The sequence below is a fragment of the Aeromonas bestiarum genome (genome assembly GCF_000819745.1).
GTDB classification, from domain to species: Bacteria; Pseudomonadota; Gammaproteobacteria; order Enterobacterales; family Aeromonadaceae; genus Aeromonas; species Aeromonas bestiarum.
Genome location: NZ_CDDA01000012.1, coordinates 175352 through 199609 on the forward strand (window position 1 = coordinate 175352; position 24258 = coordinate 199609).

A 24258-nucleotide genomic window follows, 5' to 3' on the forward strand; every position below is an offset into this window, starting at 1 on the left:
GCGCCGGTTTTTTATCTTGAGCTGTCGCTTAGAAGATGTCGTCGGTGGAGACGGGTCCGTCAGTGGGCGAGCCGTCGCCGCCATACACCTGATTGCCGTCCGAGCTCTGGGTCGCATAGCGGGTCGGCTCAGTGCCTTCCTTGAAGAACTCCTCGGTACTGCTGCCATCGGTGCGATTGGTCAGCAGACCGGTCTCGCGATCGACCCGTACCGTGATGATCCCCTCGGGGACCGGCATCTTGCGCTCTGGCACCTGCTTGAGCGCCGTCTTCATGAAGTCGATCCAGATGGGCTGGGCCGCGCCGCCGCCGAACTCGGCCCGGCCAAGACCCCGCTGGTGGTTGTCAAAACCTATCCAGGAGGTGGCGACCAGGTTCGGCGTGTAACCGGAGAACCAGGCATCACGGGATTCGTTGGTGGTCCCCGTCTTGCCGGAGATGTCGTGACGCTTGAGGTCGCGAGCCGCCCGCCAGCCGGTACCGCGCCAGCCGTTGCCACCCCAGATGGCGGTGGTCAGGGTGTCCGTGACCAGGAAGGTGCTCTGGGCACTGATGGTCTGTGGTGCCATGTTGTTGGGCACGACAGGATCGATCGGGCACTGGGCCTTCCAGTCGCCGCCGGTATTGGCGTAGGCATCGGCACTGTCGAGACCGGCCGCGGCCAGCACGCCGCAATCACGACAGGCGGCGGCAGGGTTGGCCTGGTACAGGGGCTCCCCGAAGCTGTCGGTCACGTCCGTGATGAAATAGGGGGTGACCTGGAAGCCGCCGTTGGCCATGACGGAATAACCGCGCACCACTTCCAGCGGGGTGAATTCGGCGGCGCCCAGCGCCAGCGATTCATTGCGGGATATGGTGTCGCGTGCGAACCCGAAGCGGGTCAGGCCGTCGATATAGGTGTCCAGACCGATGGCGCGCATCAGTCGCACCGACATCACGTTCTTGGACTTGGCAAGACCTAGCCGCAGCGAGGTGGGACCTTCGTAGATGGCCGGGGAGTTCTTGGGCTGCCACATGGGGCCCTTGGAGGGGTCCCACTGGTTGATCGGCGCATCATTGATGAGGGAGGCCAGGGTATAGCCCTGCTCCAGCGCGGTGGCATAGAGGAAGGGCTTGATGTTGGAGCCTATCTGACGGCGCGCCTGATCGACCCGGTTGAATTTGGACAGCTCGAAGCTGAAGCCGCCGACCAGGGCCTCGATGGCGCCATCCTGCGGGTTCATGGCCACCAGGGCGGCGTTGACCTCGGGGATCTGGGAGAGCAGCAGCTCTTCACCCTTCTCCCGCACCCAGATTTGGGCGCCGACTTTCAGCATGTCGTGGGCGGAGCGGGGGGCGAAGCCCTGGCGATCATCGGTGATGAAGGCGCGAGCCCATTTGATGCCGTTCCAGCCTAGTTCGGCCTGCTTGCCATTTTTCAGCACCAGGGTCGCACTCTTGTCACCCAGCTTGGTGACCACGGCGGCCATCAGAGGCTCGTAAGTGGGCTGCTTGGCCAGGTGCGCCATGATCTGGTCGTAATCCCAGTCGGCTTCTCCCGCTTTCCACAGCTGGGCTGTCGTGCCACGGTAGCCATGACGGGTATCGTAGTCGAACACGCCATCCAGCAGGGCCAGACGGGCGGCACGCTGGCGCTTGGCAGTGACTGTGGTGTAGACGTGCAGGCCCATGGTGTAGGCGTCTTCACCAAACTGCTCCACCATCTTCTGGCGCACCATCTCCCCCAGATAAGGGGCATTGAGGGTGATCTCGGCGCCGTGATAGCGGGCCTTGATCGGCATCTTGGAGGCCTCGTCATACTGGGCCTGGGTGATCTTGCCGGTTTCCAGCATGCGACCCAGCACCACGTTGCGGCGGGCGAAGGCACGCTCCGGTGAACGGATCGGGTTCAACATGGACGGTGCCTTGGGCAGGCCGGCTATGATGGCGATCTCGTCCAGGGTCAGGTCTTTGACCTCTTTGCCGAAGTAGACCTGAGCGGCGGCGCCTATCCCGAACGCGCGGTAACCGAGCGGTATCTTGTTGAGGTAGAGCTGCAGTATCTCGTCCTTGGAGAGATTCTGCTCGATACGCCAGGCCAGGAACACTTCCTTGACCTTGCGCACTATGGTCTTCTCATTGCTCAGGAAGAAGTTGCGGGCGACCTGCTGGGTGATGGTACTGGCGCCCTGACGGGCATGGCCGGAGACAGCCCAGACGGTGGCGGCTCGAATGATACCGATCGGGTCTATGCCCGGGTGCTCATAGAAGCGGGCATCCTCGGTCGCGAGCACGGCATCTATCATGGACTGGGGAATTTCATCCAGACGCAGCGGGATGCGACGAATTTCGCCAAATTGGGAGATCAATTCCCCATCCCGGCTGTACACCTTCATCGGGGTGGCCAGCTTGACGTCGCGCAGCGCGGTCACATCGGGCAACTGGGGCTTGATGTAGAAGTAGATGCCGATGAGGCTGGCAACACCCAGCACTGCACCCAGCATCATGACAATAAACAGGCGTACGAGCCATTTCAGCATGGAAGAACTACCAATCGTCTTAAAATTAGCCAACGGGCGCAGAGTATAGCCCTTTTGCCTCCGGGAATTCGAGGTTTTCCTGTCAGCAGTCAGGCTCCTCGAGAAGAGGCGGGAGGTTAGCATTCTGCGGCTCAATAACCAAGGGGAGGCGGGGGCGGCAAGAAAGCGAGATGCATCACTTTTCGGTGTAAACTTTATGACATTGATAGATAGAGCATTTAGGATGAGTTAAGTCATCATCATCTGATTAGCTGTCCTACAATCAATCCTAAAACCCAATAACGCATGGATGTGTATATGTTTGGGCTATTCAATAAAGGTTCCCTGCTTCCTCTGGCGGGTATTGATTTTGGGAGCCAGACCATCAAGGCTGTCACTATCACCGGGCGCCCCGGCAAGCTGCATTTTGAATCTGTGGCCGAAGTGGCGACCCCCAAGGGCACCCTGGTCGATTATCAGTTGCAGGATATCGAACGGGTCAGCCAGTCTCTCAAGGCCCTCAAGCGCCTCATCTCTGGCAACAGCCAGTACGTGGCGACGGCCGTCACCGGTTCCAATGTGATCACCAAGGTCATTCAGGTTGATGCCAGCCTGGGTGAGAACGAGCTGGAAAATCAGGTCCAGATGGAGGCCGAACAGCTCATCCCCTTCCCCCTCGATGAAGTGAGCCTGGATTTTGAGATCCTCGGCAAGGTCAACGATCAGGATCGCCAGGAGGTGCTGCTGAGCGCCGCCCGTACCGAGAGCGTGAGCGGTCGGGTCACCGCACTGGCCGAAGCCGAGATGACCACCAAGGTCGTGGATGTGGGGGCTCATGCTCTGGGCCGCGCCGTCCTTGCCTGTCTGCCCGATTTGCTTGCCTGGGAAAAACCGGTTGGCGTTATCGATATTGGTGCCAGTGCCATGACCTTTGCCGCACTGGTCAAGGGCGAGGTGATCTACTCCCGTCTGCAGAATTTCGGCGGTGATCAATACAGCCAGGCATTGGCCTCTTTCTACAACCTGTCGCTGGATGATGCCGAGCAGGCCAAGCTACAGGGCAAATTACCGGTCGACTACGAGCTGGATGTGCTGCTGCCCCACATTAATGCCTTGCTGCAGCAAGTCAGGCGCAATGTTCAGCTGTTTTGCAGCTCCTCCGGACACAGGGAGCTCTCCAAGCTGGTGCTGACTGGCGGTGGCAGCCTGCTACCCGGGCTGGTCGCCCAGGTCGGCAATGAACTCAATTGTGAAGTATTGCATCCCGATCCCTTCGCCCTGTTTGGCAAACCCAAAGGGGAGGGGGGGCTTGCCCATGGTGCCAAGTACATGACGGCGCTGGGTCTGGCATTGAGGAGCTTCACACCATGTCAAATATAAACCTACTTCCCTGGCGCGAAGCCAGAGCCCAGCGACAGAAGAAACAGTTCGGGGTCATGCTCGGGATTTTCCTGGCGATCACCGCTTCCCTCGGCTTTGCCGCCGACTGGCTGGTGGAGCAGCAGATCAGTCATCAACAGCAGCGCAATCAACGCTTGCAGCAGGAGATGACCATACTCGATGCGCAGCTCGGCGAGATCCGTCTGCTCAAGGAAAGGCGCAAGGAGCTGATCGATCGCATGCAACTGATCGAGCATCTGCAGATGCGTCGCAATCTGCCGGTGCGGCTGTTCAACCAGTTGCCCTCGTTGGTACCCAACGGTGTGTATTTGAACACGCTTGCCTTGCAAAACAACCGGATCGACGTCAACGGCAAGACTGAAGCCTATGGTCGGGTTGCCAGCATGATGCGGCGCATCGATGGTTCCGGCTGGCTGGGGCAGTCACAGATCAGCACGATTTTTGCGGCCGACGTTGCGCCTGTCTCGCTGAGCCAGTTCTCCATGATGTTCCAGGTCGCAGCTGGGGCAGGCGCCACCGTCGATGCGGTTAAGGGGCAAGAATGAACCTGCAACAGCTCAATGAACTGGATCTGAACAACATTGCCGGCTGGCCCAAGTGGGCCAAGGGCATTTTCATCCTGTTTTTCTGTGCGCTGCTGGGCGGCGCCATCTATTACTACGTGATTGCGCATTCATTGACCTTGTTGACCCAGGAAGCCAACAAGGAGGCTGAACTGAAAGCGCAGTTTGAGAGCAAGGCGATGCTGGCTGCCAATCTGGGTGCATACAAGATACAGATGGTGCAGCTTGAGCAGTTGGTCGATACCCAGCTCAAACAGTTACCCAATACGCACGAAGTGGCCGGCTTGCTGGACGATATCAGCTTCATTGCGACCGACAATGGCCTCAAATTGAATCGCATCAACTGGGAGCCTGAGATAAAGCACGAGTTTTCCACCGAACTGCCCATGCGGATCGAGGTGGTGGGCACCTACCATGAGATTGGCAAGTTCACGGCCGACATGGCGGCACTACCGCGGATCGTCATCCTGGAGTCGTTCACTCTGGGTCAGAGCAAGGAGCCGGACGAGATGATCGGCATGTCGATGCTGGCCAAGACCTACAAGTACAACGGCAAGACAGTGGGGCAGAAAAAATGAGAATGATCTGCGTACTGTTGCCCGTGTGCCTGCTGACAGCCTGCGGTGGGCAGGATGACATGGATAACTATGTGGCTCAGACCAAGGCCAGGCAGCCTGTGCCTATCGAGCCGCTGCCTGAAATCAAACCATTTTCGCCCATGGCCTATCACCTCAGCGATCAGCGCAGCCCCTTCATTGCGCCCCAGCCCGAGGCCAGCAGTGCCAAGGTGGATGCCAAGGTGAAACCGGATTGTGCCCAGATAGTCGCCAACAGAGAGAAGGAAGTGTTGGAGAGCTATTCACTGGCCAGCCTGATCATGCAGGGCTCGCTCGGCAAGCAGGGCCAGTTGTGGGCCTTGATCCGGACGCCGGATGGCCAATCCGTCCGGGTGGGTCTCAACCAACATATGGGACTGGATCAGGGTCGGGTGATCAGGATCACTGACACTTACGTGGATTTGATTGAGACTATACCGGATGGCAAAGGATGCTGGGTCACCAGAGAAACCCAGTTGGGCATGGCCAATCTTGAAGCAAAACGATAATCAGGGATGACTGCGATGAGAACAACAATCGGTACTGTAACCAGAGTTGCCCTGCTGTTTTGCGCCGGAGCATGGAGCCAGGCCTGGGCTGTGGCCACTTTGCAAGAGGTGAAGGTGAATCCGCTGATGGCCGACCAGCTGTTGCTGGAGTTGAGCTTCAGTGAACCGGTAAGCGGTTTTACCGACCGGCTATCCTATGAGCCCAATCAGCTGTTGCTGCATGTGCCGGGAGCCGTGGGGGCACTCAATGTCAATCCGCTGCCCATCAAGCAGCAGGGTGTCGATAACCTCAAGGTCGAGGGCAAGGGCGCCGGGCTCGACATCAAGATAGCGCTCGATCAATTGACCCCTTATCAGGTGCACCAGCAGGGCAACAAGTTGCTGGTCGCTCTGGGAGAAAAGGCAACCATGCCGCTGCCGGCTTCGACCCAGTCAGCTGGCATGGTCTCATCACCAGCGGCTTCGCCCGCCTTTGTCAATTCTCAACCTGTGGCGCAATCAGCCCTGATTAACACCCAGCTGGTTGCCCAGTCAGCCCCGGTGGCAGCGCCTGTGGCCAGTAAACCCGTCTTGCCTGCGGCTCAGACCGGAGCGAGCGGCGCCTATTTCAACTCCGTCAAGGGGGTAGATTTCAGACGTGGCAAGGAGGGGCAGGGGGAGTTTCTGGTCACGCTGGACAACAGCTCGGCGGCAGTCGATGTCAGCAGCCGTGGCCAGACAGTGCTGGCCAAGTTCCATGGTACCAGGGTGCCGGACGACCTGCTCAATCTGATCAATGTGCAGGACTTTGCCACCCCCGTCTCCCAGGTGGAGGTGTTCCGTCAGGGCAATGACACCCTGTTCGAGCTCTCCATCAACGGCCAGTTTGATTATCGCTACGATCAGGCGGACAAGACGTTCATCGTCGAGGTGAAAAAACGCACCGCGGTGACCGCTGGCAAGCAGTATCAGGGCAAGCCGATTTCGCTGAACTTCCAGGACATCCCGGTGCGCACCGTGCTGCAGCTCATCGCCGATTTCAACAACCTCAACCTGGTCACCACGGACTCGGTGTCGGGCAATATCACGCTGCGGCTTGATGGCGTGCCCTGGGAGCAGGCACTGGACATCATCCTCAAGGTGAGAGGGCTGGATAAACGACTGGATAACAACATTCTGCTGGTGGCGCCGGCAGAAGAGATAGCCGCCCGCGAGAAGCAGCAGCTGGAGAGTCGCAATCAGGTGGCTGATCTGGCACCCCTCTATACCGAATACCTGCAGATCAACTATGCCAAGGCATCCGAGGTGGCGGCGCTGCTCTCCTCCGAAAGCACCAAGCTGCTCTCTTCCAAGGGGGCCGTGAGTGTCGATGAGCGGACCAACGTACTGGTGGTCAAGGACACGGCAGATGTTATCAGCAACATCAAGCGCATGCTGGATATCCTGGATATTCCGGTCAAACAGGTGGTGATCGAAGCGCGCATGGTGACCATAGATGATGGTTTCGACGAGGCGCTCGGGGTGCGTTGGGGGGTGACCAAGAACGATGGTCACGGCAACAGCACATCGGGTTCCATCGAAGGCAATGACGGCTCCGGCAATAACAACGGCGGTTCGGCCATCACCCGTCCCGGGGTGGATGACAGATTGAACGTCAATCTGCCGGTGACCAATGCCGCTGGCACCCTGGCATTCCAGGTGGCCCGCCTGGCAGATGGCACCCTGCTGGACCTCGAGCTGTCGGCGCTGGAAAAAGAGAGCAAGGCTGAAATCATCGCCAGCCCCCGAGTCACCACCGCCAACCAGAAACCCGCGCTGATCGAGCAGGGGACCGAGATCCCCTATGTGGAGTCCTCCTCCAGTGGCGCCACCTCGGTCACCTTCAAGAAGGCAGTATTGAGCCTCAAGGTCACACCGCAAATCACGCCGGACAACCGGGTCATCCTGGATCTGACCGTGACCCAGGACACCAAGGGTGAGACGGTACCAACCGGTACCGGCGATGCCGTCTCCATCAATGCCCAGTCCATCACCACCCAGGTGCTGGTCAACAATGGCGAGACCCTGGTGCTTGGCGGCATCTATCAACAGACCATCAAGAGCGACGTCAGCAAGGTGCCTCTGCTCGGTGATATCCCGGGTCTTGGCGTGTTGTTTCGCAAGACAACCAGCGAGAATAAAAAGCGGGAATTGCTGATTTTCGTGACGCCGAAGATAGTCACCGACGCCTTCTGAATGCTTTACATGTGAGGGTAAAACACATATAACCTTACGCCCCAATGAGGCTGGGGCGTAAGGGCTGCGGTTGCCAGTCCCGATTTCTATTGAGATAATCCCCCTCCTGATCCATCGCAAGACAAGGTTCATAGGTACCCCGATCGAGTGTTTGTCGGGGTCGTACAGTTTGTAATTACTAATGAAAAGACATGGCTGAGAAACGCAATATTTTCCTGATAGGTCCCATGGGTGCGGGCAAGAGCACCATAGGTAGACATCTGGCAGAACAACTGCATATGGAGTTTTTCGACTCAGATCATGAGATTGAGCGCCGCAGTGGTGCCGATATCGGCTGGGTGTTCGATGTTGAAGGCGAAGAGGGTTTCCGGATCCGCGAAGAGAAGGTCATAGGCGACCTTTCAGAACAGCAGGGTATCGTGCTGGCGACGGGTGGCGGTGCCATCAAGAGCCGTGAAACACGGAACAAGCTCTCTGCTCGCGGTATCGTGGTGTACCTCGAAACAACGATTGAAAAGCAGCTGGCGCGCACACAAAGAGACAAGCGCCGCCCACTGCTGCAAACCGAAGAGCCGCCGCGCGAAGTACTCGAGCGTCTGGCACAAGAGCGCAATGCGCTGTATGAAGAAGTGGCTGACTTTGTCATCCAGACTGATGATCAGAGCGCTAAAGTTGTTGCTAATCAAATTGTTAAGTTGATTGGCATGTAATCTAGAGGACGTCCATGGAAAGGTTGAAGGTCGAACTGGGTGAACGCAGTTATCCCATCGAGATAGCGGCGGGTCTGTTGCAGCATGCAGAGGTGCTGACACAAACCATCAAGGGCAAGCGGGTCATGATAGTGACCAATACCGTTGTCGCACCCTTGTATCTTGAGCGGATTATCCAGTTGCTGTCCGGTTTTCAGGTAGAACACCTGATCCTGCCGGATGGTGAAGCCTACAAGACCCTGGCAACCTTCGAGCGGATCATGTCTGCTCTGCTGGAAACCAACCATGGTCGGGACACTACACTGATCGCCCTGGGGGGCGGTGTGATAGGGGATGTTGTCGGCTTTGCTGCGGCAAGCTACCAACGTGGCATTCCTTTTATTCAAGTGCCTACCACACTGCTCTCCCAGGTTGATTCCTCCGTCGGCGGCAAGACCGCCGTCAATCATCCCCTCGGCAAGAACATGATTGGGGCCTTCTATCAGCCCAAGCATGTGGTCATCGACACCGAATGCCTCAAGACCCTGCCTGCCCGTGAATTTGCCGCCGGCATGGCCGAGGTCATCAAGTACGGCATCATCTGGGACGCCGAATTCTTCTCCTGGCTCGAAACCAACATGTCCCGTCTGCAGGCGCTGGAACCGGCTGCCCTGGCGTATGCCATTCGTCGCTGCTGCGAGATCAAGGCCGATGTGGTGGGGCAGGACGAGACGGAGCACGGTGTGCGTGCCCTGTTGAACCTGGGCCACACCTTTGGTCACGCCATCGAGGCCGAGAAAGGCTACGGCAACTGGCTGCACGGCGAAGCCGTTGCCGCAGGCATGATGCTGGCCGCATTCACGGCCGAGGCGCGTGGCGAGCTGGATAAGCGGCAGGTTGCCCGTATCCGCGATCTGCTGCTGGCCGCCAATCTGCCCATCCAGGCACCGGCCGAGATGGATTTCGATGCCTTCATTCGCCATATGCGGCGTGACAAGAAGGTACTGGAAGGCAAGCTGCGACTGGTGCTGCCGGTCGGTATCGGTCATGCACAGGTGGTGGCCGATGTCTCTGATGCTGAATTGTTGGCGGTGATCGAGTCTGGTCGTGAGTAATAATAAACTGCTCAAGCTTCCTTCCCAGCGGCAGCTGGTTGACCGGCTGCTGCACCTGATTGAGTTCAATCACCCCTTTATTTTTCTCTGTGGCAAGCACGGCAGTGGTCGCGGCACCCTGTGTGAATCCCTGCTCGGCGCCCTGCCCGAAAAAGTACGGGTGGTGAGCCTGATTGGCAGCTCTGCCATGAAGATGGCGGACGTGCGCCAGTTGCTGTTGCCGCAGGTGGTGGCAAGGCCGCTGTTCAATCCACAGGATGCGCTGGCCGACAGCTTCTTTCGCATGCTGGAAGGCAAACCTGCCACCCTGCTGCTGCTGATCGAACGCGCCGACGAGTTGCCCGCCGAGCTGGTCGGCGAGCTGTGGAGCCTCTGTCGTCACAACGATACCCTGTCCGTGCCCCATCAGCTGGCCATAGTGCTCTCCGGCAGTGACGTCTGGTGTCGCAACCAGAAGGCGCAGCTGAAAGGGCGGGCCATGCCGGCACTGGAGCTGGAAGTCGCGCCACTGAGCGCGCCAGAGCAACGTATCTTCTTGTATGAGAAAGCCAAAGAGCTCAAGATCCCGACAGCCCTCTTGCCCAAGCTGAAAGTGGAAGAGATCCTGAAAGCGGCAAATGGACATCCGTCCACCATCATGCAGTTACTGGAGGATATCATGACCGACAGAAGGCCCAAGAAGCGTCAGGCCGAATTGCCCGTCAAGAAGATTGCGACCGTGCTGGCACTGGTCGCCGCCGGTTTGCTGGCCCTGAGCTATCTGCTGCCAGCCCTGTTCAACGGTGAGAGCAAGAGCACTGCGCTGGAGCCTGCACAAACCAACGCCTTGCCCATCCCCGTTTCTGGCGGGGATCCGCTGACCATTGGCGGCAGTAATACCAGCCAGAATGGCAATCAGAACGCAACCCATGATGGCGGTGCTGGCAATTCTGGCGGTGTGGTGCGCGATTGGCAGCCGGATGCCAAGGTGCTGCCCAAGGCGGTCGAGAGCGAGACTGTGACCACGGAATCGACCAACTACGAGGGACGCCGGGTGGTGATCTCAGATGAAGTGGTCGAGAAACTGATGAAGCAGCCCGATGTCAGCGGTGCCTTGCCCACGGCCGTGGTGGATGAGCTGACCGGTGCCGGTTCCCAGGCCGTTGCGACTCAGGTCGCCCAGGCTCAGAATGCATCGACCCAGGGCCTGCTTGCCAAGCCGGCCACTGCGCCCAAGACCCAGAGTACCTCGGTTGCAACCAAACCGGCGGCCAAGCCAGCCGTGGTTGAACCCGTGGCGGCCCCCTCACCCAAGGTGGCATTGACGCCGGCGGCGACCCTGAACAAGAAGCCCAGGAATCATTACAGCGTCCAGCTGATGGGGGCGAGCAACACCAAGGCCGTCGACAAGTTCGTGGCCGAGCATGCGCTGGCCGGCAATATCTGGGTTTACAAAACCCAGTTCCGTGGCAGCCCATGGTACGTGGTACTGCAAGGGGATTATGCCAACGCCGCCCAGGCCAAGGCCGCCATTCGTAAGCTCTCGCCCGCCCTGCTCAAGGGGCAGCCCTGGCCCAAGTCGTTTGCTCAGGTACAAAAAGAGTTGAAGCAATAGCCATTGCGCCCGGTAAGGGGGTAGAATCGTCCCCCTTTTTTGGTCGATGCCTTCTTAACACCGGATTTCCATGAAAAAAACACGCGCTTTTTTAAAATGGGCCGGGGGAAAATACTCCCTGGTTGAAGAGATTGCCGAGCGCTTGCCGGCCGGGCGTGTGTTGTTGGAGCCCTTCGTCGGGGCCGGGTCCGTGTTTCTCAACACCGACTACGACGCCTATGTGCTCAACGACATCAATCCGGATCTGATCTGCCTTTACAACCATCTCAAGCTGACGCCTGACCGATTCATCGCCGAGGCGCGCAAGTTGTTTGTGGCCGAGCACAACCACAAGGCGGCCTACTATCGGCTGCGTACCCAGTTCAACCAGACCGAGACCACCTTCGAGCGGGCGCTGCTGTTCCTGTTTCTCAACCGTCACGGTTTCAATGGTTTGTGTCGCTATAACAAGAAGGGCGGCTTCAATGTGCCATTCGGTTCCTACAAGAAGCCCTACTTCCCGGAGAAAGAGCTGTGGGCTTTTGCCGAGAAGGCGCAGAAGGCGACCTTCATCTGCGAAAGCTACGCCGATGCCATCAAGCGTGCCGAACCGGACTGGGTGATCTACTGCGATCCTCCCTATGCGCCGCTCTCCACCACGGCGAGCTTCACTACCTATTCCGCAGGTGGCTTCACGCTGGATGATCAGGCCATACTGGCGCGGCTGGCCCGTCACACGGCGGCCCGCAAGGGGGTGCCCGTGCTCATCAGCAACCACGACATAGAGCTGACCCGCGAGCTCTACCGTGGTGCGCGACTGGACGAGATCCTGGTCAAGCGCACCATCAGCCGCAACGGCGGCAGCCGCAACAAGGTGGCCGAGCTGCTGGCGCTCTATCCGCCCGGTATCGAGCCGGAGCAGGGTTACTACCCCAGTGACGCCGAGCTTGTCTCACTCGGCTGACCTTCTGGCGGCACCTTTGGGTGCCGCCGCTGTTTCTACCTGTCGTTATCTTTGTGTTCGTATCGTTTTCGCCGGATATAGGCGGTAAAGCTGCGGGGCCGTTTTTTCGTCCCCGCGTTCGGGTCGTTTTCATCGGACATATGCGGTAAAGCTGGCGGCCCGTTTTTTCCTCCCCGTGTATGGGGTGTTTTCATCGGATATGGGTGGTAAAGCCGCGGCCCATTTTTTCCTCCCTGTGTATGGGGTGTTTTCATCTGATATGGGCGGTAAAGCTGCGGGCCCGTTTTTTCCTCTCCGTGTATGGGGTGTTTTCATCGGATATGAGCGGTAAAGCCGCGGCCCATTTTTTCCTCCCCGCGTTCGGGTCGTTTTCATCGGATATTTGCGGTAAAATTGCGCCGCTTTTTCTGCCCGCTAGCCAATGGATGACGCTGATGAAAGACTTTCTGATTGCCCCCTCGATCCTTTCCGCCGATTTCGCCCGTCTGGGCGATGATGTCGCCAGGGTGCTGACCGCCGGTGCCGACGTGGTGCATTTCGACGTGATGGACAACCACTATGTCCCCAACCTGACCATAGGCCCCATGGTCTGTCAGGCTCTGCGCGACTATGGCATAGAGGCGCTCATCGATGTGCACCTGATGGTCAAGCCGGTGGATCGCATAGTCCCGGACTTCGCCAAGGCGGGCGCCAATCTGATCACCTTCCACCCGGAAGCGTCCGATCACGTGGATCGCACCCTGGGCCTCATCAAGGAGCAGGGCTGTCAGGCGGGTCTGGTGCTGAACCCGGCGACGCCGCTCTCCTGCCTCGAGTACGTGATGGACAAGCTGGATGTGATCCTGCTGATGTCGGTCAACCCGGGCTTCGGTGGCCAGAGCTTCATCCCCGGCACCCTCGACAAGCTGCGCCAGGTGCGTCGCCTGATCGACGAGAGTGGCCGTGACATTCGTCTCGAGATCGACGGCGGCGTCAAGGTCGACAACATTCGCGAGATAGCACAAGCCGGTGCCGACATGTTCGTGGCCGGTTCTGCCATCTTCAGCCAGCCGGACTACAAGGCAGTGATCGACCGTATGCGCGCGGAGCTTGCCCATGTCGAACGCTGAGCGTGATTTTGATCTGGTGCTGTTCGATCTGGACGGCACCCTGATCGACAGCGCCCCTCAACTGGCGCTGGCGGTCAACCGTACCCTCACCGAGCTGGGACTGGCCGAAGCCGACGAGGCCGTGGTGCGTACCTGGGTTGGCAATGGCGCCGACAAGCTGATCCAGCGCGCGCTGGATTACCGCGAGGCCCCCGAGCTGTTTGCCAAGGCGCGCCCCCTGTTCGATCGGCATTATCAGGCCTGTCTGCTGGAAGGGCTGGCCATGTATGAGGGGGTGGAGCAGAGTCTGCGCCGCCTGCAGAAGCTCGGTTACAAACAGGCCGTGGTGACCAACAAGCCGAGTCACTTCGTGCAGCCCATCCTGGATGCCCTCGGCATCGGCGACTGTTTTGCGCTCTGGCTGGGCGGCAACTGCGTGCCCGTTAAAAAACCCAGCCCGGATCCGCTGCTGCACGCCTGCCACGAGCTGGGCGTCAGCCCGTCGCGCACCCTGATGGTGGGCGACTCCGAAAATGACGTGCTGGCCGCTCAGGCCGCCGGCATGAAGGTGGTGGGACTGACCTACGGCTATAACTACGGCCGCCCCATCGCAGATTCCCGCCCGGACTGGGTATGCGAGCAGTTTGCCCAGCTCGATGCGCTGTTGGCCGAATAAGGCTGCTGGGCTGGCCGAATAACAAGGATTAACACTCTCATGACTAAACCAATCGTACTGAGCGGGGCCCAACCGTCGGGCCAGCTGACCATAGGCAACTACCTGGGGGCCCTGCGTCAGTGGGTCAACATGCAGGATGATTTCGACTGCCTCTACTGCATCGTCGACCTGCACGCCATCACCACCCGCCAGGAGCCCGCTGCCCTGCGCAAGGCGTGTCTCGATGCCGCCGCCCTTTATCTGGCGGTGGGAATCGATCCGGCCAAGAGCACCGTCTTCATCCAGTCTCACGTGCCACAGCACGCCGAGCTGGGCTGGATCCTGAACTGCTACACCCAGATGGGCGAGCTGTCGCGCATGACCCAGTTCAAGGACAAGTCCGCCCGTTTCGAGAACAACGTCAACGTCGGCCTGTTCGGCTATCCGGTGCTGATGGCTGCCGATATCCTGCTCTATCAGGCCAATCAGGTGCCGGTCGGCAACGATCAGAAGCAGCATCTGGAGCTGACCCGCGACATCTGCACCCGGTTCAACAACCTGCACGGCGAGGTGTTCACTCTGCCCGAGCCCTTCATCCCCACCGACGGGGCGCGGGTGATGAGCCTGCAGGATCCGACCAAGAAGATGTCCAAATCTGACGACAACGAGGCCAACTTCATCGGCCTGCTGGAAGATCCCAAGCAGATCGTCAAGAAGATCAAGCGGGCGGTAACCGACTCCGACGAGCCGGCCGTGGTGCGCTTCGATCCGGAAAACAAGCCGGGTGTCTCCAACCTGCTGACCCTGATGTCCGGGGTGACGGGGCGCTCCATCCCGGAGCTGGAGCAGCACTTCGAAGGCAAGATGTACGGTCACCTCAAGACCGAGACTGCCGAGGCGGTCGTCGCCTTGCTGGAGCCCATTCAGGCGCGCTTCCACGAGCTGCGTCAGGATGAGGCTCATCTGCAAACAATTTTGGCGGCAGGTGCACAAAAGGCACGTGAAAGGGCTGAAAAAACCCTGACCAGCGTATATGATGTAGTCGGCTTCGTTCCTCGAGCCTGACATACTGGGAAGGTGTAGTAGAAGAGAGCTGGGTATTTGCCTGGCTTTCTTTGTTTTACCCGACCTGCTATTCGTTAATTCATCTTCCAATTTCAAACGCGGGCTTCTGCCCCAAGAGTAAGCATGTCTGTCGAATCCAATACCATGATTGAAGAGCTGGGCGACAAGGGTCACTGGCTGCGTAAATTTCGCAAGGCCAAGAACCTCAATACCCTGCAGCTGATGGTCTCCAACGCCATCGACAAATACCACAAGACCCCTGCCATCGCCGCCGCCATCTATCTGGCCGAGTGTCAGCGCGAGCGCGAAATGGAACAGGGTCGTTATCTGGATCGTTGATTCTCTGTTTCTGGTTACCCCATGCTGTTGCTGATCGATAACTACGACTCCTTTACCTGGAACCTGGTGCAGTATTTTGGCGCCCTGGGGCAAGAGGTGGTGGTGAAGCGCAATGATGAGCTGACGCTGGACGCCATAGCGCAGCTCTCTCCCCGTTATCTGGTGATCTCCCCCGGCCCCTGCACGCCCAATGAGGCGGGCATTTCCCTTGCTGCCATCAGCCGGTTTGCCGGCCAGCTTCCCATTCTCGGCGTCTGTCTCGGCCATCAATCCCTGGCGCAGGCCTTCGGGGCCCGGGTAGTGCGCGCCCGTCAGGTGATGCATGGCAAGACGTCGCTCATCCGCCATCAGGGGCAGGGTGTATTTCGCGGTCTGAACGATCCGCTGCGGGTCACCCGTTATCATTCGCTGATCGTGGATCAGGGCACACTGCCCGACTGTTTCGAGATCACCGCCTGGAGCGAGCACGCCGATGGCTCCTTTGACGAGATCATGGGTCTGCGCCACAAGCAGTTGAATATAGAGGGGGTTCAGTTCCATCCGGAGAGCATTTTGAGCGAACAGGGCCACCAATTGCTGGCCAATTTTTTAGCAAGTTCCTGAATAGTTGTGATCGGCCTCCCAGAATCGAAATGAGGCCAAAAATATTTTCCCTGACACTTTATTCACCTCCCTCCCTGTCCAAATTATCTCTTGCCAATACCCCCTGAGCCGTTATGCAATGCGGTTGCCTAAAATCTCACAGGCAATCGAACATTGTTCCCTGTAACTCGCTTTGTTGCAGACTTTTAGCTTTTTTTCTGTGACAATGCCGATGTGTTTACATGGATTTAACTTTTGGGCGGTGGATTATTCTGTCGCCAGATCGAAGGAGAGCAATATGTCAGAGTTGTTGGCAGTGACACGTGAAGTGTTTGATGAAGTGATGGTTCCCAACTATGCACCCGCCAAGATCATCCCGGTGCGTGGTGAAGGGTCACGTGTCTGGGATCAGGAAGGCCGTGAGTATGTCGATTTTGCCGGCGGGATCGCCGTCAATGGCCTCGGCCATTGCCATCCCAAGCTGGTCGAAGCCCTGAAAACCCAGGGCGAGAAGCTGTGGCACCTCTCCAACGTGATGACCAACGAGCCGGCTCTGCGTCTGGCCAAGAAGCTGGTTGCCGCCACCTTTGCCGACAAGGTCTATTTCTGCAACTCGGGCGCCGAAGCCAACGAAGCGGCCCTCAAGCTGGCCCGTCGTTATGCCATCGAGAAGTTCGGGGCGCACAAGACCCAGATCATCGCCTTCCATCAGGGTTTCCACGGTCGTACCTTCTTTACCGTCAGCGTCGGTGGCCAGGCCGCCTACTCCGATGGTTTCGGTCCGAAGCCGGCGGATATCACCCATGTGACTTACAACGATCTGGCGGAGCTGGCTGCCGTCATCTCCGACAATACCTGCGCCGTGGTGATGGAGCCGCTGCAAGGGGAGGGTGGCATCATTCGTCCGACCGACGAGTTTGCCAAGGGCGTGCGCGAGCTGTGCGACAAGCACAATGCCCTGCTGGTCTATGACGAGGTGCAATCCGGGGTCGGCCGTACCGGCGATCTGTTTGCCTACATGGGTCTGGGCGTCACGCCTGACATCCTCACCAGCGCCAAGGCGCTCGGTGGCGGCTTCCCCATCGGCGCCATGCTGACCACCAATGAAATCGCGGCTCACCTGAAAGTGGGCACTCACGGCTCCACCTACGGCGGCAACCCGCTGGCGTGTGCGGTGGCCGAGGCGGTGATCGACGTGGTCAACACCCCGGAAGTGCTGAGCGGCATCAAGCACCGCGAACAGCTGTTCCGCGCCGGGCTCGATGCCATCAATGCCAAGTACCACTGCTTCAGCGAAGTGCGTGGCAAGGGCCTGCTGCTCGGCGCCGTGCTGAACGACGACTACAAGGGCCGTTCCCGTGACTTCCTGCTGGCCTCCATCGATCAGGGGCTGATGGCACTGGTCGCGGGTACCAACGTGGTGCGTTTCGCCCCCTCGCTGGTTATCCCGGAAGCGGACATCAAGGAAGGGCTGGCCCGGTTCGAGAAAGCGGTTGCCCAGGTGGTTAACGCCTGATCCAAATTGAGGTGGGGAGCCCTCCCGGCAGGAGCCGGGACCCCACCTGTCGTCAATGAAAGGGAGTTGTCATTTATGTTGGTTATCCGTCCCATCGAGCAAAAAGATTTTGCCGGTCTCAAGACCTGTGCCATCGAATCCGGCACCGGCATGACCTCGTTGCCCGTCAACGATGAACTGCTGCAGCGCAAGATAGATGCTTCGACCCAGACCTTCTCGGACAAACCGGCAGGTAAGGGTGATTGCCTCTACTTCTTCGTGGCTGAGGATCTGGAGACCGGCGAAATGGTCGGTACCTGTGCCATCGATGCGGCCGTGGGCCTGTCCCAGCCGTTCTACAACTATCACATCGGCAAGGTGGTCCACTCTTCCCCCAAGCTCGGCATCTACAACGTGGTCGAGACGCTCACCCTGTCCAATGACTACACAGGCAATTCCGAACTCTGCACCCTGTTTCTGCGTGAATGCGCCCGCGAGGGGCTCAACGGCCGTCTGCTCTCCAAGCACCGTTTCCTGTTCATGGCCGAGCATCCGGAATTATTCGACGATACCGTCTTTGCCGAGATGCGTGGCGTCTCCGATGGCAATGGTCACAGCCCCTTCTACGAGTGGCTGCAAAAGCATTTCTTCTCGATGGACTTTCCCACCGTCGACTATCTTACCGGCATCGGCAAGAAGCGCTTCATCGCCGAGCTGATGCCCAAGTACCCCATCTACGTCAACCTGCTGAGCAACGAGGCGCGCGCCGTCATCGGCCAGACCCACGAGAAGACCCGCCCGGCCATCAAGATGCTGCAGGATGAAGGCTTCGTGAACCGGGGCTACGTTGACATCTTCGATGCCGGCCCCACCGTCGAGTGTGACGTAAAGAATATCCGCAGCGTGCGCCGCAGTCAGAAGCTGCGGGTGCTGATCGGCGAACCCATAGGTGGCAAGATCCACCTGGTCTGCAATGCCCGCTACGAGCACTACCGTGCCTGCTACGGCAATATCCGGGTCGATCTGGACAAGCACGAAGCCATCATTCCGCCCAAGATGGCGACGGCACTCAAGGTGCAAGATGGCGACATGGTACGGGCCGTCGATCTCGATTGAGCCGTATCAGCAGTAAAACCGCATATGAAACAGGCAGCCAAGGCTGCTTGCGAACCACAGGGAGTGAATGGATGAGCCAGTTAGTACAGCTGATAGACGGTCAATGGCTTGCCGGTGAAGGCAAGCCGTTCGAGTCAAGGGATCCGGCGAAGAACGAGGTGATCTGGCAAGGGGGCGCCGCCAGCGCCGCCCAGGTGGATGCCGCCGTCAAGGCCGCCCGCAGCGCCTTCTACCATTGGTCTGATATGAGCCTGGAGGCGCGTCTTGCCATAGTGCGCCGTTACGCCGAGCTGCTCGGCGAGCACAAGGAGGCGCTGGCACTGACCATAGCCCGCGAAACCGGCAAACCGCTGTGGGAGACCCGCACCGAAGTGGCCGCCATGCAGGGCAAGATCGCCATCTCCATCCGCGCCCATGACGAGCGCACCGGCACGGTCGAAAACCCCATGCCGGGCGCCAAGGCATTCGTGCGCCACAAGCCCCACGGCGTGGTCGCCGTGTTCGGCCCCTACAACTTCCCGGGCCATCTGCCGAACGGTCACATAGTGCCTGCGCTGATCGCCGGCAATGCCGTGGTGTTCAAGCCTTCCGAACTGACCCCCATGGTGGCCGAGGCCATGCTGAAGATCTGGCAGGAGGCGGGGCTGCCCAAGGGCGTGCTGAACCTGGTGCAGGGCGAGGTGGAGACCGGCAAGGCCCTAGCGGGCAATCCGGATATCGACGGCCTCTTCTTCACCGGCTCGTCCCGTACCGGCCACTTCCTGCACCAGCAGTTTGCCGGTCAGCCCGGCAAGATCCTGGCGCTGGAGATGGGCGGCAACAACCCGCTCATCGTCAAGGATGTGAGCGACATCGACGGCGCAGTTCACGCCATAGTCCAGTCCGCCTTCATCACCTCCGGTCAGCGCTGCACCTGCTCGCGCCGTTTGTTTGTCGAGCGCGGCGCCCGGGGCGATGCCCTGGTCAAACGTCTGGTGGAGGTGGTCGGCCAGATCAGGGTCGGCCTCTATGACGCCGCCGAACAACCCTTTATGGGCGCCATGATCAGCGAGCGAGCTGCGCTCGGCATGGTCGAGGCGCAAGCCAAGCTGCAAGGGCTGGGTGGCGAGAGCCTGCTCACCCTCAAGCATCTGGAAGCGGGCACCGGTTTCGTCTCCCCGGGCATCATAGATGTCACTGCAGTGAGCGCGCTGCCGGACGAAGAGTACTTCGGCCCGCTGCTGCAGCTCATTCGTTACGACGATTTCGATGCCGCCATCGACCAGGGCAACGCCACCAGCTTCGGCCTCTCGGCCGGCCTGCTGGGTGACAGCGAGGCGGACTGGCACCACTTCTTCAAGCGGATCCGCGCCGGTATCGTCAACTGGAACAAGCCCATCACGGGCGCCTCCAGCGCCGCGCCGTTCGGCGGCATAGGTGCCTCAGGCAACCACAGGGCGAGCGCCTACTACGCCGCCGACTACTGTGCGTATCCGGTTGCCTCCGTCGAGGACAGCAAGGCAGCCATGCCGGATCAGCTGTCTCCGGGGTTGACCTTTTAATCGTGAATGGGGAGCTTGATGCAGCAGGAGAGGGGCCAATGCCGCCGACTGCTGTGCCATATCCCCGGTTGCCTCGGTCGAGGACAGCAAGGCTGCCATGCCGGATCAGCTATCTCCGGGGTTGACCTTTTAACAAGGAAGAGGCCGGCAGCAAGGCCGCCACGGCTGACACAGTTCTCCTCTGCGCTGAGCGCTGATAACAAAAAATAAAAGGGGCACTGAACAGGTGCCCTTGTCTGTACCCGCAATCAAAGGAAAGAGAGATGCAAAAGGATATCGACACCCTGTTCGGTCACTTGTGGGATAACTACATTCAAGTCACCCCGAGTGCCCTCAAGGTCCACACCCTGCTGGGTGGCGGCGAGCCCATCGTCAACGATCACGTGGCGTTTCGCACCTACAACCTGCCCAAGCTGGGCCTCGAGAAGCTGGCCGCCCACTTCCTTGCGCTCGGCTACGAGCAGAAGGGCGAGTACGTGTTCAAGGCCAAGAAGCTCTACGCCAAGCACTTCGAGCATCAAGATCCGGATGCCCCCAAGGTGTTCATCAGCGAGCTGAAGGTGGAGGAACTCTCCGAGGCTGCCCAGGCCATCATTCACAAGCTGGCGGATCAGGTACCCGATCACCTGACCGATACCCAGGCCTTCCTCTACACGGGCGCCCCCTGGCAGGTCTCTTGGGATGATTACCAGACCCTGCTGGCGGAGAGTGAGTATGCAGCCTGGATGGCAGCCTGGGGTTATCGTGCCAACCACTTCACGGTCAACATCAATCGCCTCAAGCAGTTCGATACCATCTTGCAGGTCAACGCCGCCCTCAAAGCGGCCGGTTTCGTGCTCAACGGTGTAGGTGGCGAGGTGAAAGGGGACCCGCAGGTGATGCTGGAGCAATCCTCCACCATGGCCGACAAGGCGGATGTGCCCTTCAGCGACGGCGTGCGCACCATTCCGAGCTGCTTCTACGAGTTCGCCCTGCGTTACCCGCAGGCTGACGGCGTGCTCTACCCGGGCTTCGTCGAAGCCTCGGCCGACAAGATCTTCGAATCCACCAACGCCATGTAACGGCGATGGTTGGAAAAAACGCCCCGCGAGGGGCGTTTTTTTATGGGTTTTACGCAGGCCTGACGTCCCCTTTACCCCGCCTTGACCCTGCTTTTCCTGATTTTTCGCTAGCATGAAACCGCCCGCTTGAGCGGGCCATCGCCGCCCTCTGGCGGTGGATGTCGCGCGTTATTCGGAGTCATGCCATGAAGAGTGTTCTGCCCCTGTTGTTATTCCTCGCCACTGCCACCGCCATGGCCGCCGATCAGGGCAGCCGCACCCCGCCCAAGCCGCCTCGCGAGATGTCGGCCGAGATGAAGGCGGCCTTTGAGAGCTGCAAGGAGAGTGGCAAACCGGGGGAGGCCGCGTTTGACAGCTGCATGGCCGAGCTGGGTTTTGCCAGACCGACGGGCGCCGCCCCTGGCGGCGACAAGGGGGAAGGGGAGGATGAGGTGACGGCAAACTGAGAGTGAGCTGGCTACCCATTCGGGGTGAGCCAGTTTGCAACCGCCGGTGTAGAGTGGGGGTCCAATGCCTCGGAGCCCGCCATGTCTCGCTATCACTTCTTCAAACAAGGTCAGTCATTTACCTATCTCGATACCTGGGCTGTCGGCTATGACGATGAGCGTCGCCAACTGGTCGAGCAGGGGTTTGTGACTGTCGTTGCCCCCTCTTTTGCCGATACCCCGGCCGAGGCGCTGACATTGTTGCAGGATCATGAGGCGCTGGAAGAGGAGCGCAGGGTGCACAATCCGTGGTACACAGTCGCCGGCATTCTCGGCCTGCTGGGGATGAGCTGATGGCCCTGTCTGGCAAGGGGGCCGGCGTTGCCACGCTGCTGCGCTGGTCTGTCTTGAAAGGGCCGCTCTGTCGCGGCCTGTTCAGCGCCCTGTTTATCTATCTGGCGTCCCTGCCAGCGGATCTCTATTTCACTTTCCATTGGGAGATGGCCCTGGGCCTCTTCCTGCTCGCCTTCCTTGGCGGAGTCTGGCAGCAGTGGCGGGCGCTTCGCTAACCCGGTCTCACACCCGCTGCAGTTCGCCTTCGGTGGCCAGCAGGGTGGCCATACCGCCGGCCTTGCCTGCCTGAATGCCGATCTGGGTATCTTCAAACACCAGGCAGTTGGCGGGATTGGCGTCGAGCAGCTCGGCCACTTTCAGGAAGGTGTCCGGGTGGGGCTTGTGGTTGTCGATGTCGTCGGCGCTGACCAGCACAGAGATATAGGCATCCAGGCCGGTATTTTTCAAAATGCGCTGCGCATGATCCCGCGATGAGCCCGTGCCTATGCCCATGGGCACCTTGCCGTGGCAGCGCTTGACCAGCTCCCACATGGCGGGAAACACGCTGACCTTGTCGATATGCGCCAGATAGAGGGCCACCTTGCGTCGGGTGAAGGCATCCACATCGATCTCCAGCCCATGCTGCTCGGCCAGGATGGCGACTATCTTGCGGGTGGGAATGCCGCCGTATTCATTGAGCCGTGCCCGATCAAACGGCAGACCGAACTCGGCGCTGGTTGCCTCCCAGGCATCCAGATGCAGGGGCATGGAGTCCACCAGGGTGCCGTCCATATCGAAAATCAGGGCGTCGTATTGATCAAACCGGAACTGCTCGGACATGGGGCTGCTTCCTCTTGGGGTGTGAACAGCCAGCCTAACAGAATGCAGGAGGCAGTGCCGCGACCGGGGTCATGCTTGCCGCTCAGGGGCGGTTTTGGCCATCGGCTGGTGATTTATGAGACAATAACAAGCTCTGCGCCGCAGATCTTGGCATTTCAAATTAGCGAGCCCCTATATGTCCCCAAAAACCATCTTCGCAAGCGTGGCCCTGGTGATCGCCCTGGGTTCACTGGAAAAGAGCATAGTCACCACCCCCTTGCCCATCATAGGCGCCGAGCTGAACGCCGGCGCCGCCCTCACCTGGGTAGTCACCGCCTACCTGCTGGCGGCCACCGCCGCCCTGCCCATTTACGGCAAGCTGAGCGACATGTTCGGCCGGGTGCGCATGCTCAACATCGGCATAGGCCTGTTTCTGGCAGGCTCTGTGGCCTGCGGCCTGGCCCAGGATCTGCCGACCCTGCTGGCGGCCCGCGTGCTGCAAGGGCTGGGGGGCGGCGGCCTGATTGCGCTCGCCTTCACCGTCATCGCCGACAGCATACCGCCGCGGGAGGTGGGCAAGTATCAGGGCTACATCTCGGCCGTCTATGCGGTCTCCAGCATCGCCGGGCCCCTGCTCGGTGGCTACTTCACCGAGCAGCTGAGCTGGCGCTGGATCTTCTGGATCAACCTGCCGCTCGGGGCGCTTGCGCTCTGGCTGGTGAACCGCAACCTGGGCCACCTCAATGTGCGTCGCCACAGTCGCTTCGACTGGAAGGGGGCGGCGCTGCTGATCACCGTCACCACGCTGAGCCTGCTGCTGCTCTCGCCCGAGACGGCGCTGCCCGCCATCTGGCTGGCGGCAGGACTGGCGATAGCCCTGCTGCTGCTGATCCTGGTGGAGCGGCGCGCCCATGACCCCATATTACCTGCCCATCTGGTCCGGCTGCCCGGCTATCTGGTGAGCGTGCTGCTGGCGCTGGCCTCCCAGCTGCTGATGTTTGCCGTGCTGGTCTATCTGCCGTTGCAGATGCAGTGGCAGAAGGGGATGGGAGCCAGCGAGAGCGGTCTCTACATGGTGATCTTCATGGTCTGCATCACGGCGGGAGCCTTCGTCGGCGGCAAGCTGATCGGCCGCACCGGTTACTACAAACGCTTCGTGGTGGTGGGCTTCGCCTTGTCGGCGCTGGCGCTGTGGCAGATCCATTTCGATGTCTGGGCCAATCTGGGGCTGGGCTTCGCCGGTCTGGGGCTGGGCCTGGTGCTGCCGGCGCTCTCCGTGGTGGTGCAAAATGCCCTGCCACGGGAAGATCGCGGCATCGGCATGTCCCTGTTCAACTTCGGCCGTGAGCTGGGGGGCGCGGTCGGGGTCGCCATCTGTTCCGTGCTGTTCCATGCCGCCCTGCCGGCCGGCACCAGCCACAACCTGGCCAGCCTGAGCCCGGCCGAGCTGGCCCCGGGTTTCAGTGCCACCTATATCGGCATGGCGCTGATCGCCACCGCCGCTTTCCTTATCACGCTGCTGGCGTTGAAACGCCACGAGCTGGCCAGCATCCACGCCTGAGCAAGCGTCGACATGCAATAAATAGCAAGAGGGCTCCCCGCAGGGAGCCCTCTTTGT

At 59.8% G+C, this 24258-nt stretch carries 24 protein-coding genes; 22 read left to right on the forward strand and 2 right to left on the reverse strand.

The window, feature by feature from the left end; genetic code table 11:
• Window positions 1-28 precede the first annotated feature (28 nt).
• A complete protein-coding gene (locus BN1118_RS06795; RefSeq protein WP_043555151.1) occupies window positions 29-2518 on the reverse strand; it encodes a penicillin-binding protein 1A in 2490 nt (829 codons plus the stop codon).
• 285 nt (window positions 2519-2803) lie between these two features.
• On the opposite strand from BN1118_RS06795, the gene tapM reads away from it, so the two are divergent.
• From tapM to BN1118_RS06900, 21 genes are all read left to right on the forward strand, one after another.
• On the forward strand, window positions 2804-3877 hold the full coding sequence (tapM, locus tag BN1118_RS06800) for a PilM family type IVa pilus assembly protein TapM (protein WP_156994840.1): 1074 nt from the start codon (window positions 2804-2806) through the stop codon (window positions 3875-3877).
• Window positions 3865-4443, forward strand: a complete 579-nt coding sequence (tapN, locus tag BN1118_RS06805) for a PilN family type IV pilus biogenesis protein TapN (RefSeq protein WP_043555153.1) — start codon at window positions 3865-3867, stop codon at window positions 4441-4443. Before tapM ends, tapN begins: the two co-directional genes overlap by 13 nt.
• Window positions 4440-5039: a PilO family type IV pilus biogenesis protein TapO gene (gene tapO / locus BN1118_RS06810; protein ID WP_043555154.1), complete on the forward strand. Its 600-nt coding sequence runs from the start codon at window positions 4440-4442 to the stop codon at window positions 5037-5039. The genes tapN and tapO overlap by 4 nt, the downstream gene beginning before the upstream one ends.
• A complete protein-coding gene (locus BN1118_RS06815; RefSeq protein WP_043135667.1) occupies window positions 5036-5566 on the forward strand; it encodes a pilus assembly protein PilP in 531 nt (176 codons plus the stop codon). Before tapO ends, BN1118_RS06815 begins: the two co-directional genes overlap by 4 nt.
• A 15-nt stretch (window positions 5567-5581) precedes the next feature.
• The gene (locus BN1118_RS06820) at window positions 5582-7780 is read left to right on the forward strand and encodes a type IV pilus secretin PilQ (RefSeq protein ID WP_043555155.1); all 2199 of its coding nucleotides are present in this window, start codon (window positions 5582-5584) and stop codon (window positions 7778-7780) included.
• A 191-nt stretch (window positions 7781-7971) separates the two neighbouring features.
• Window positions 7972-8490, forward strand: a complete 519-nt coding sequence (gene aroK, locus BN1118_RS06825; RefSeq protein WP_005298388.1) for a shikimate kinase AroK — start codon at window positions 7972-7974, stop codon at window positions 8488-8490.
• Window positions 8491-8504: 14 nt separating this feature from the next.
• Complete coding sequence (aroB, locus tag BN1118_RS06830) at window positions 8505-9584, forward strand: 3-dehydroquinate synthase (RefSeq protein WP_043555156.1); 1080 nt, start codon at window positions 8505-8507, stop codon at window positions 9582-9584.
• The gene (locus BN1118_RS06835) at window positions 9577-11178 is read left to right on the forward strand and encodes an SPOR domain-containing protein (protein WP_043555158.1); all 1602 of its coding nucleotides are present in this window, start codon (window positions 9577-9579) and stop codon (window positions 11176-11178) included. The genes aroB and BN1118_RS06835 overlap by 8 nt, the downstream gene beginning before the upstream one ends.
• A 70-nt stretch (window positions 11179-11248) precedes the next feature.
• Window positions 11249-12121: a Dam family site-specific DNA-(adenine-N6)-methyltransferase gene (locus BN1118_RS06840; protein ID WP_043135660.1), complete on the forward strand. Its 873-nt coding sequence runs from the start codon at window positions 11249-11251 to the stop codon at window positions 12119-12121.
• Window positions 12122-12555: 434 nt separating this feature from the next.
• On the forward strand, window positions 12556-13230 hold the full coding sequence (gene rpe, locus BN1118_RS06845) for a ribulose-phosphate 3-epimerase (RefSeq protein ID WP_042867708.1): 675 nt from the start codon (window positions 12556-12558) through the stop codon (window positions 13228-13230).
• Window positions 13217-13885 carry a phosphoglycolate phosphatase gene (locus tag BN1118_RS06850; RefSeq protein WP_043555160.1) on the forward strand — a complete coding sequence of 223 codons (669 nt, stop codon included), beginning with the start codon at window positions 13217-13219 and terminating at the stop codon, window positions 13883-13885. Before rpe ends, BN1118_RS06850 begins: the two co-directional genes overlap by 14 nt.
• A 39-nt stretch (window positions 13886-13924) precedes the next feature.
• On the forward strand, window positions 13925-14929 hold the full coding sequence (gene trpS, locus BN1118_RS06855; protein ID WP_043135656.1) for a tryptophan--tRNA ligase: 1005 nt from the start codon (window positions 13925-13927) through the stop codon (window positions 14927-14929).
• 123 nt (window positions 14930-15052) lie between these two features.
• On the forward strand, window positions 15053-15268 hold the full coding sequence (locus tag BN1118_RS06860; protein ID WP_042867714.1) for a hypothetical protein: 216 nt from the start codon (window positions 15053-15055) through the stop codon (window positions 15266-15268).
• A 21-nt stretch (window positions 15269-15289) separates the two neighbouring features.
• On the forward strand, window positions 15290-15871 hold the full coding sequence (locus BN1118_RS06865) for an aminodeoxychorismate synthase component II (protein ID WP_043555161.1): 582 nt from the start codon (window positions 15290-15292) through the stop codon (window positions 15869-15871).
• 277 nt (window positions 15872-16148) lie between these two features.
• The gene (locus tag BN1118_RS06870) at window positions 16149-17366 is read left to right on the forward strand and encodes an aspartate aminotransferase family protein (protein WP_043555162.1); all 1218 of its coding nucleotides are present in this window, start codon (window positions 16149-16151) and stop codon (window positions 17364-17366) included.
• Window positions 17367-17441: 75 nt separating this feature from the next.
• Complete coding sequence (astA, locus tag BN1118_RS06875) at window positions 17442-18461, forward strand: arginine N-succinyltransferase (protein WP_043135651.1); 1020 nt, start codon at window positions 17442-17444, stop codon at window positions 18459-18461.
• Window positions 18462-18532: 71 nt separating this feature from the next.
• Window positions 18533-20002, forward strand: coding sequence for a succinylglutamate-semialdehyde dehydrogenase (gene astD / locus BN1118_RS06880; RefSeq protein WP_043555163.1), 1470 nt, complete (start codon window positions 18533-18535; stop codon window positions 20000-20002).
• 263 nt (window positions 20003-20265) lie between these two features.
• Entirely contained in the window at window positions 20266-21063 is a 798-nt protein-coding gene (locus BN1118_RS06885; protein ID WP_043555165.1) for a DUF1338 domain-containing protein, read from the forward strand.
• A 185-nt stretch (window positions 21064-21248) separates the two neighbouring features.
• Window positions 21249-21509 carry a hypothetical protein gene (locus BN1118_RS06890; protein WP_043555167.1) on the forward strand — a complete coding sequence of 87 codons (261 nt, stop codon included), beginning with the start codon at window positions 21249-21251 and terminating at the stop codon, window positions 21507-21509.
• 81 nt (window positions 21510-21590) lie between these two features.
• The gene (locus BN1118_RS20835; RefSeq protein ID WP_156140160.1) at window positions 21591-21842 is read left to right on the forward strand and encodes a hypothetical protein; all 252 of its coding nucleotides are present in this window, start codon (window positions 21591-21593) and stop codon (window positions 21840-21842) included.
• Entirely contained in the window at window positions 21842-22057 is a 216-nt protein-coding gene (locus BN1118_RS06900; RefSeq protein ID WP_043555169.1) for a hypothetical protein, read from the forward strand. Before BN1118_RS20835 ends, BN1118_RS06900 begins: the two co-directional genes overlap by 1 nt.
• Before the next feature lie 7 nt (window positions 22058-22064).
• Here BN1118_RS06900 and BN1118_RS06905 read toward each other — a convergent pair whose 3' ends face one another.
• The gene (locus tag BN1118_RS06905) at window positions 22065-22661 is read right to left on the reverse strand and encodes an HAD family hydrolase (RefSeq protein ID WP_043555171.1); all 597 of its coding nucleotides are present in this window, start codon (window positions 22659-22661) and stop codon (window positions 22065-22067) included.
• Between the two features lie 175 nt (window positions 22662-22836).
• On the opposite strand from BN1118_RS06905, the gene BN1118_RS06910 reads away from it, so the two are divergent.
• Window positions 22837-24201 carry an MDR family MFS transporter gene (locus BN1118_RS06910; protein WP_043555172.1) on the forward strand — a complete coding sequence of 455 codons (1365 nt, stop codon included), beginning with the start codon at window positions 22837-22839 and terminating at the stop codon, window positions 24199-24201.
• Window positions 24202-24258: the final 57 nt, after the last annotated feature.

Excerpts from the sequence above, each read along its gene's own strand:
- rpe (WP_042867708.1), top strand. The coding sequence starts at position 12,556 with ATGAAAGACTTTCTGATTGCCCCCTCGATCCTTTCCGCCGATTTCGCC.
- tapO (WP_043555154.1), top strand. The coding sequence starts at position 4,440 with ATGAACCTGCAACAGCTCAATGAACTGGATCTGAACAACATTGCCGGC.
- BN1118_RS06815 (WP_043135667.1), top strand. The coding sequence starts at position 5,036 with ATGAGAATGATCTGCGTACTGTTGCCCGTGTGCCTGCTGACAGCCTGC.
- aroB (WP_043555156.1), top strand. The coding sequence starts at position 8,505 with ATGGAAAGGTTGAAGGTCGAACTGGGTGAACGCAGTTATCCCATCGAG.
- astA (WP_043135651.1), top strand. The coding sequence starts at position 17,442 with ATGTTGGTTATCCGTCCCATCGAGCAAAAAGATTTTGCCGGTCTCAAG.
- BN1118_RS06885 (WP_043555165.1), top strand. The coding sequence starts at position 20,266 with ATGCAAAAGGATATCGACACCCTGTTCGGTCACTTGTGGGATAACTAC.
- BN1118_RS06905 (WP_043555171.1), bottom strand. The coding sequence starts at position 22,661 with ATGTCCGAGCAGTTCCGGTTTGATCAATACGACGCCCTGATTTTCGAT.
- BN1118_RS06870 (WP_043555162.1), top strand. The coding sequence starts at position 16,149 with ATGTCAGAGTTGTTGGCAGTGACACGTGAAGTGTTTGATGAAGTGATG.
- BN1118_RS06820 (WP_043555155.1), top strand. The coding sequence starts at position 5,582 with ATGAGAACAACAATCGGTACTGTAACCAGAGTTGCCCTGCTGTTTTGC.
- BN1118_RS06795 (WP_043555151.1), bottom strand. The coding sequence starts at position 2,518 with ATGCTGAAATGGCTCGTACGCCTGTTTATTGTCATGATGCTGGGTGCA.
- astD (WP_043555163.1), top strand. The coding sequence starts at position 18,533 with ATGAGCCAGTTAGTACAGCTGATAGACGGTCAATGGCTTGCCGGTGAA.
- BN1118_RS06860 (WP_042867714.1), top strand. The coding sequence starts at position 15,053 with ATGTCTGTCGAATCCAATACCATGATTGAAGAGCTGGGCGACAAGGGT.
- BN1118_RS20835 (WP_156140160.1), top strand. The coding sequence starts at position 21,591 with ATGTCTCGCTATCACTTCTTCAAACAAGGTCAGTCATTTACCTATCTC.
- aroK (WP_005298388.1), top strand. The coding sequence starts at position 7,972 with ATGGCTGAGAAACGCAATATTTTCCTGATAGGTCCCATGGGTGCGGGC.
- BN1118_RS06910 (WP_043555172.1), top strand. The coding sequence starts at position 22,837 with ATGTCCCCAAAAACCATCTTCGCAAGCGTGGCCCTGGTGATCGCCCTG.
- trpS (WP_043135656.1), top strand. The coding sequence starts at position 13,925 with ATGACTAAACCAATCGTACTGAGCGGGGCCCAACCGTCGGGCCAGCTG.
- BN1118_RS06890 (WP_043555167.1), top strand. The coding sequence starts at position 21,249 with ATGAAGAGTGTTCTGCCCCTGTTGTTATTCCTCGCCACTGCCACCGCC.
- BN1118_RS06865 (WP_043555161.1), top strand. The coding sequence starts at position 15,290 with ATGCTGTTGCTGATCGATAACTACGACTCCTTTACCTGGAACCTGGTG.
- tapM (WP_156994840.1), top strand. The coding sequence starts at position 2,804 with ATGGATGTGTATATGTTTGGGCTATTCAATAAAGGTTCCCTGCTTCCT.
- BN1118_RS06850 (WP_043555160.1), top strand. The coding sequence starts at position 13,217 with ATGTCGAACGCTGAGCGTGATTTTGATCTGGTGCTGTTCGATCTGGAC.
- tapN (WP_043555153.1), top strand. The coding sequence starts at position 3,865 with ATGTCAAATATAAACCTACTTCCCTGGCGCGAAGCCAGAGCCCAGCGA.
- BN1118_RS06900 (WP_043555169.1), top strand. The coding sequence starts at position 21,842 with ATGGCCCTGTCTGGCAAGGGGGCCGGCGTTGCCACGCTGCTGCGCTGG.
- BN1118_RS06840 (WP_043135660.1), top strand. The coding sequence starts at position 11,249 with ATGAAAAAAACACGCGCTTTTTTAAAATGGGCCGGGGGAAAATACTCC.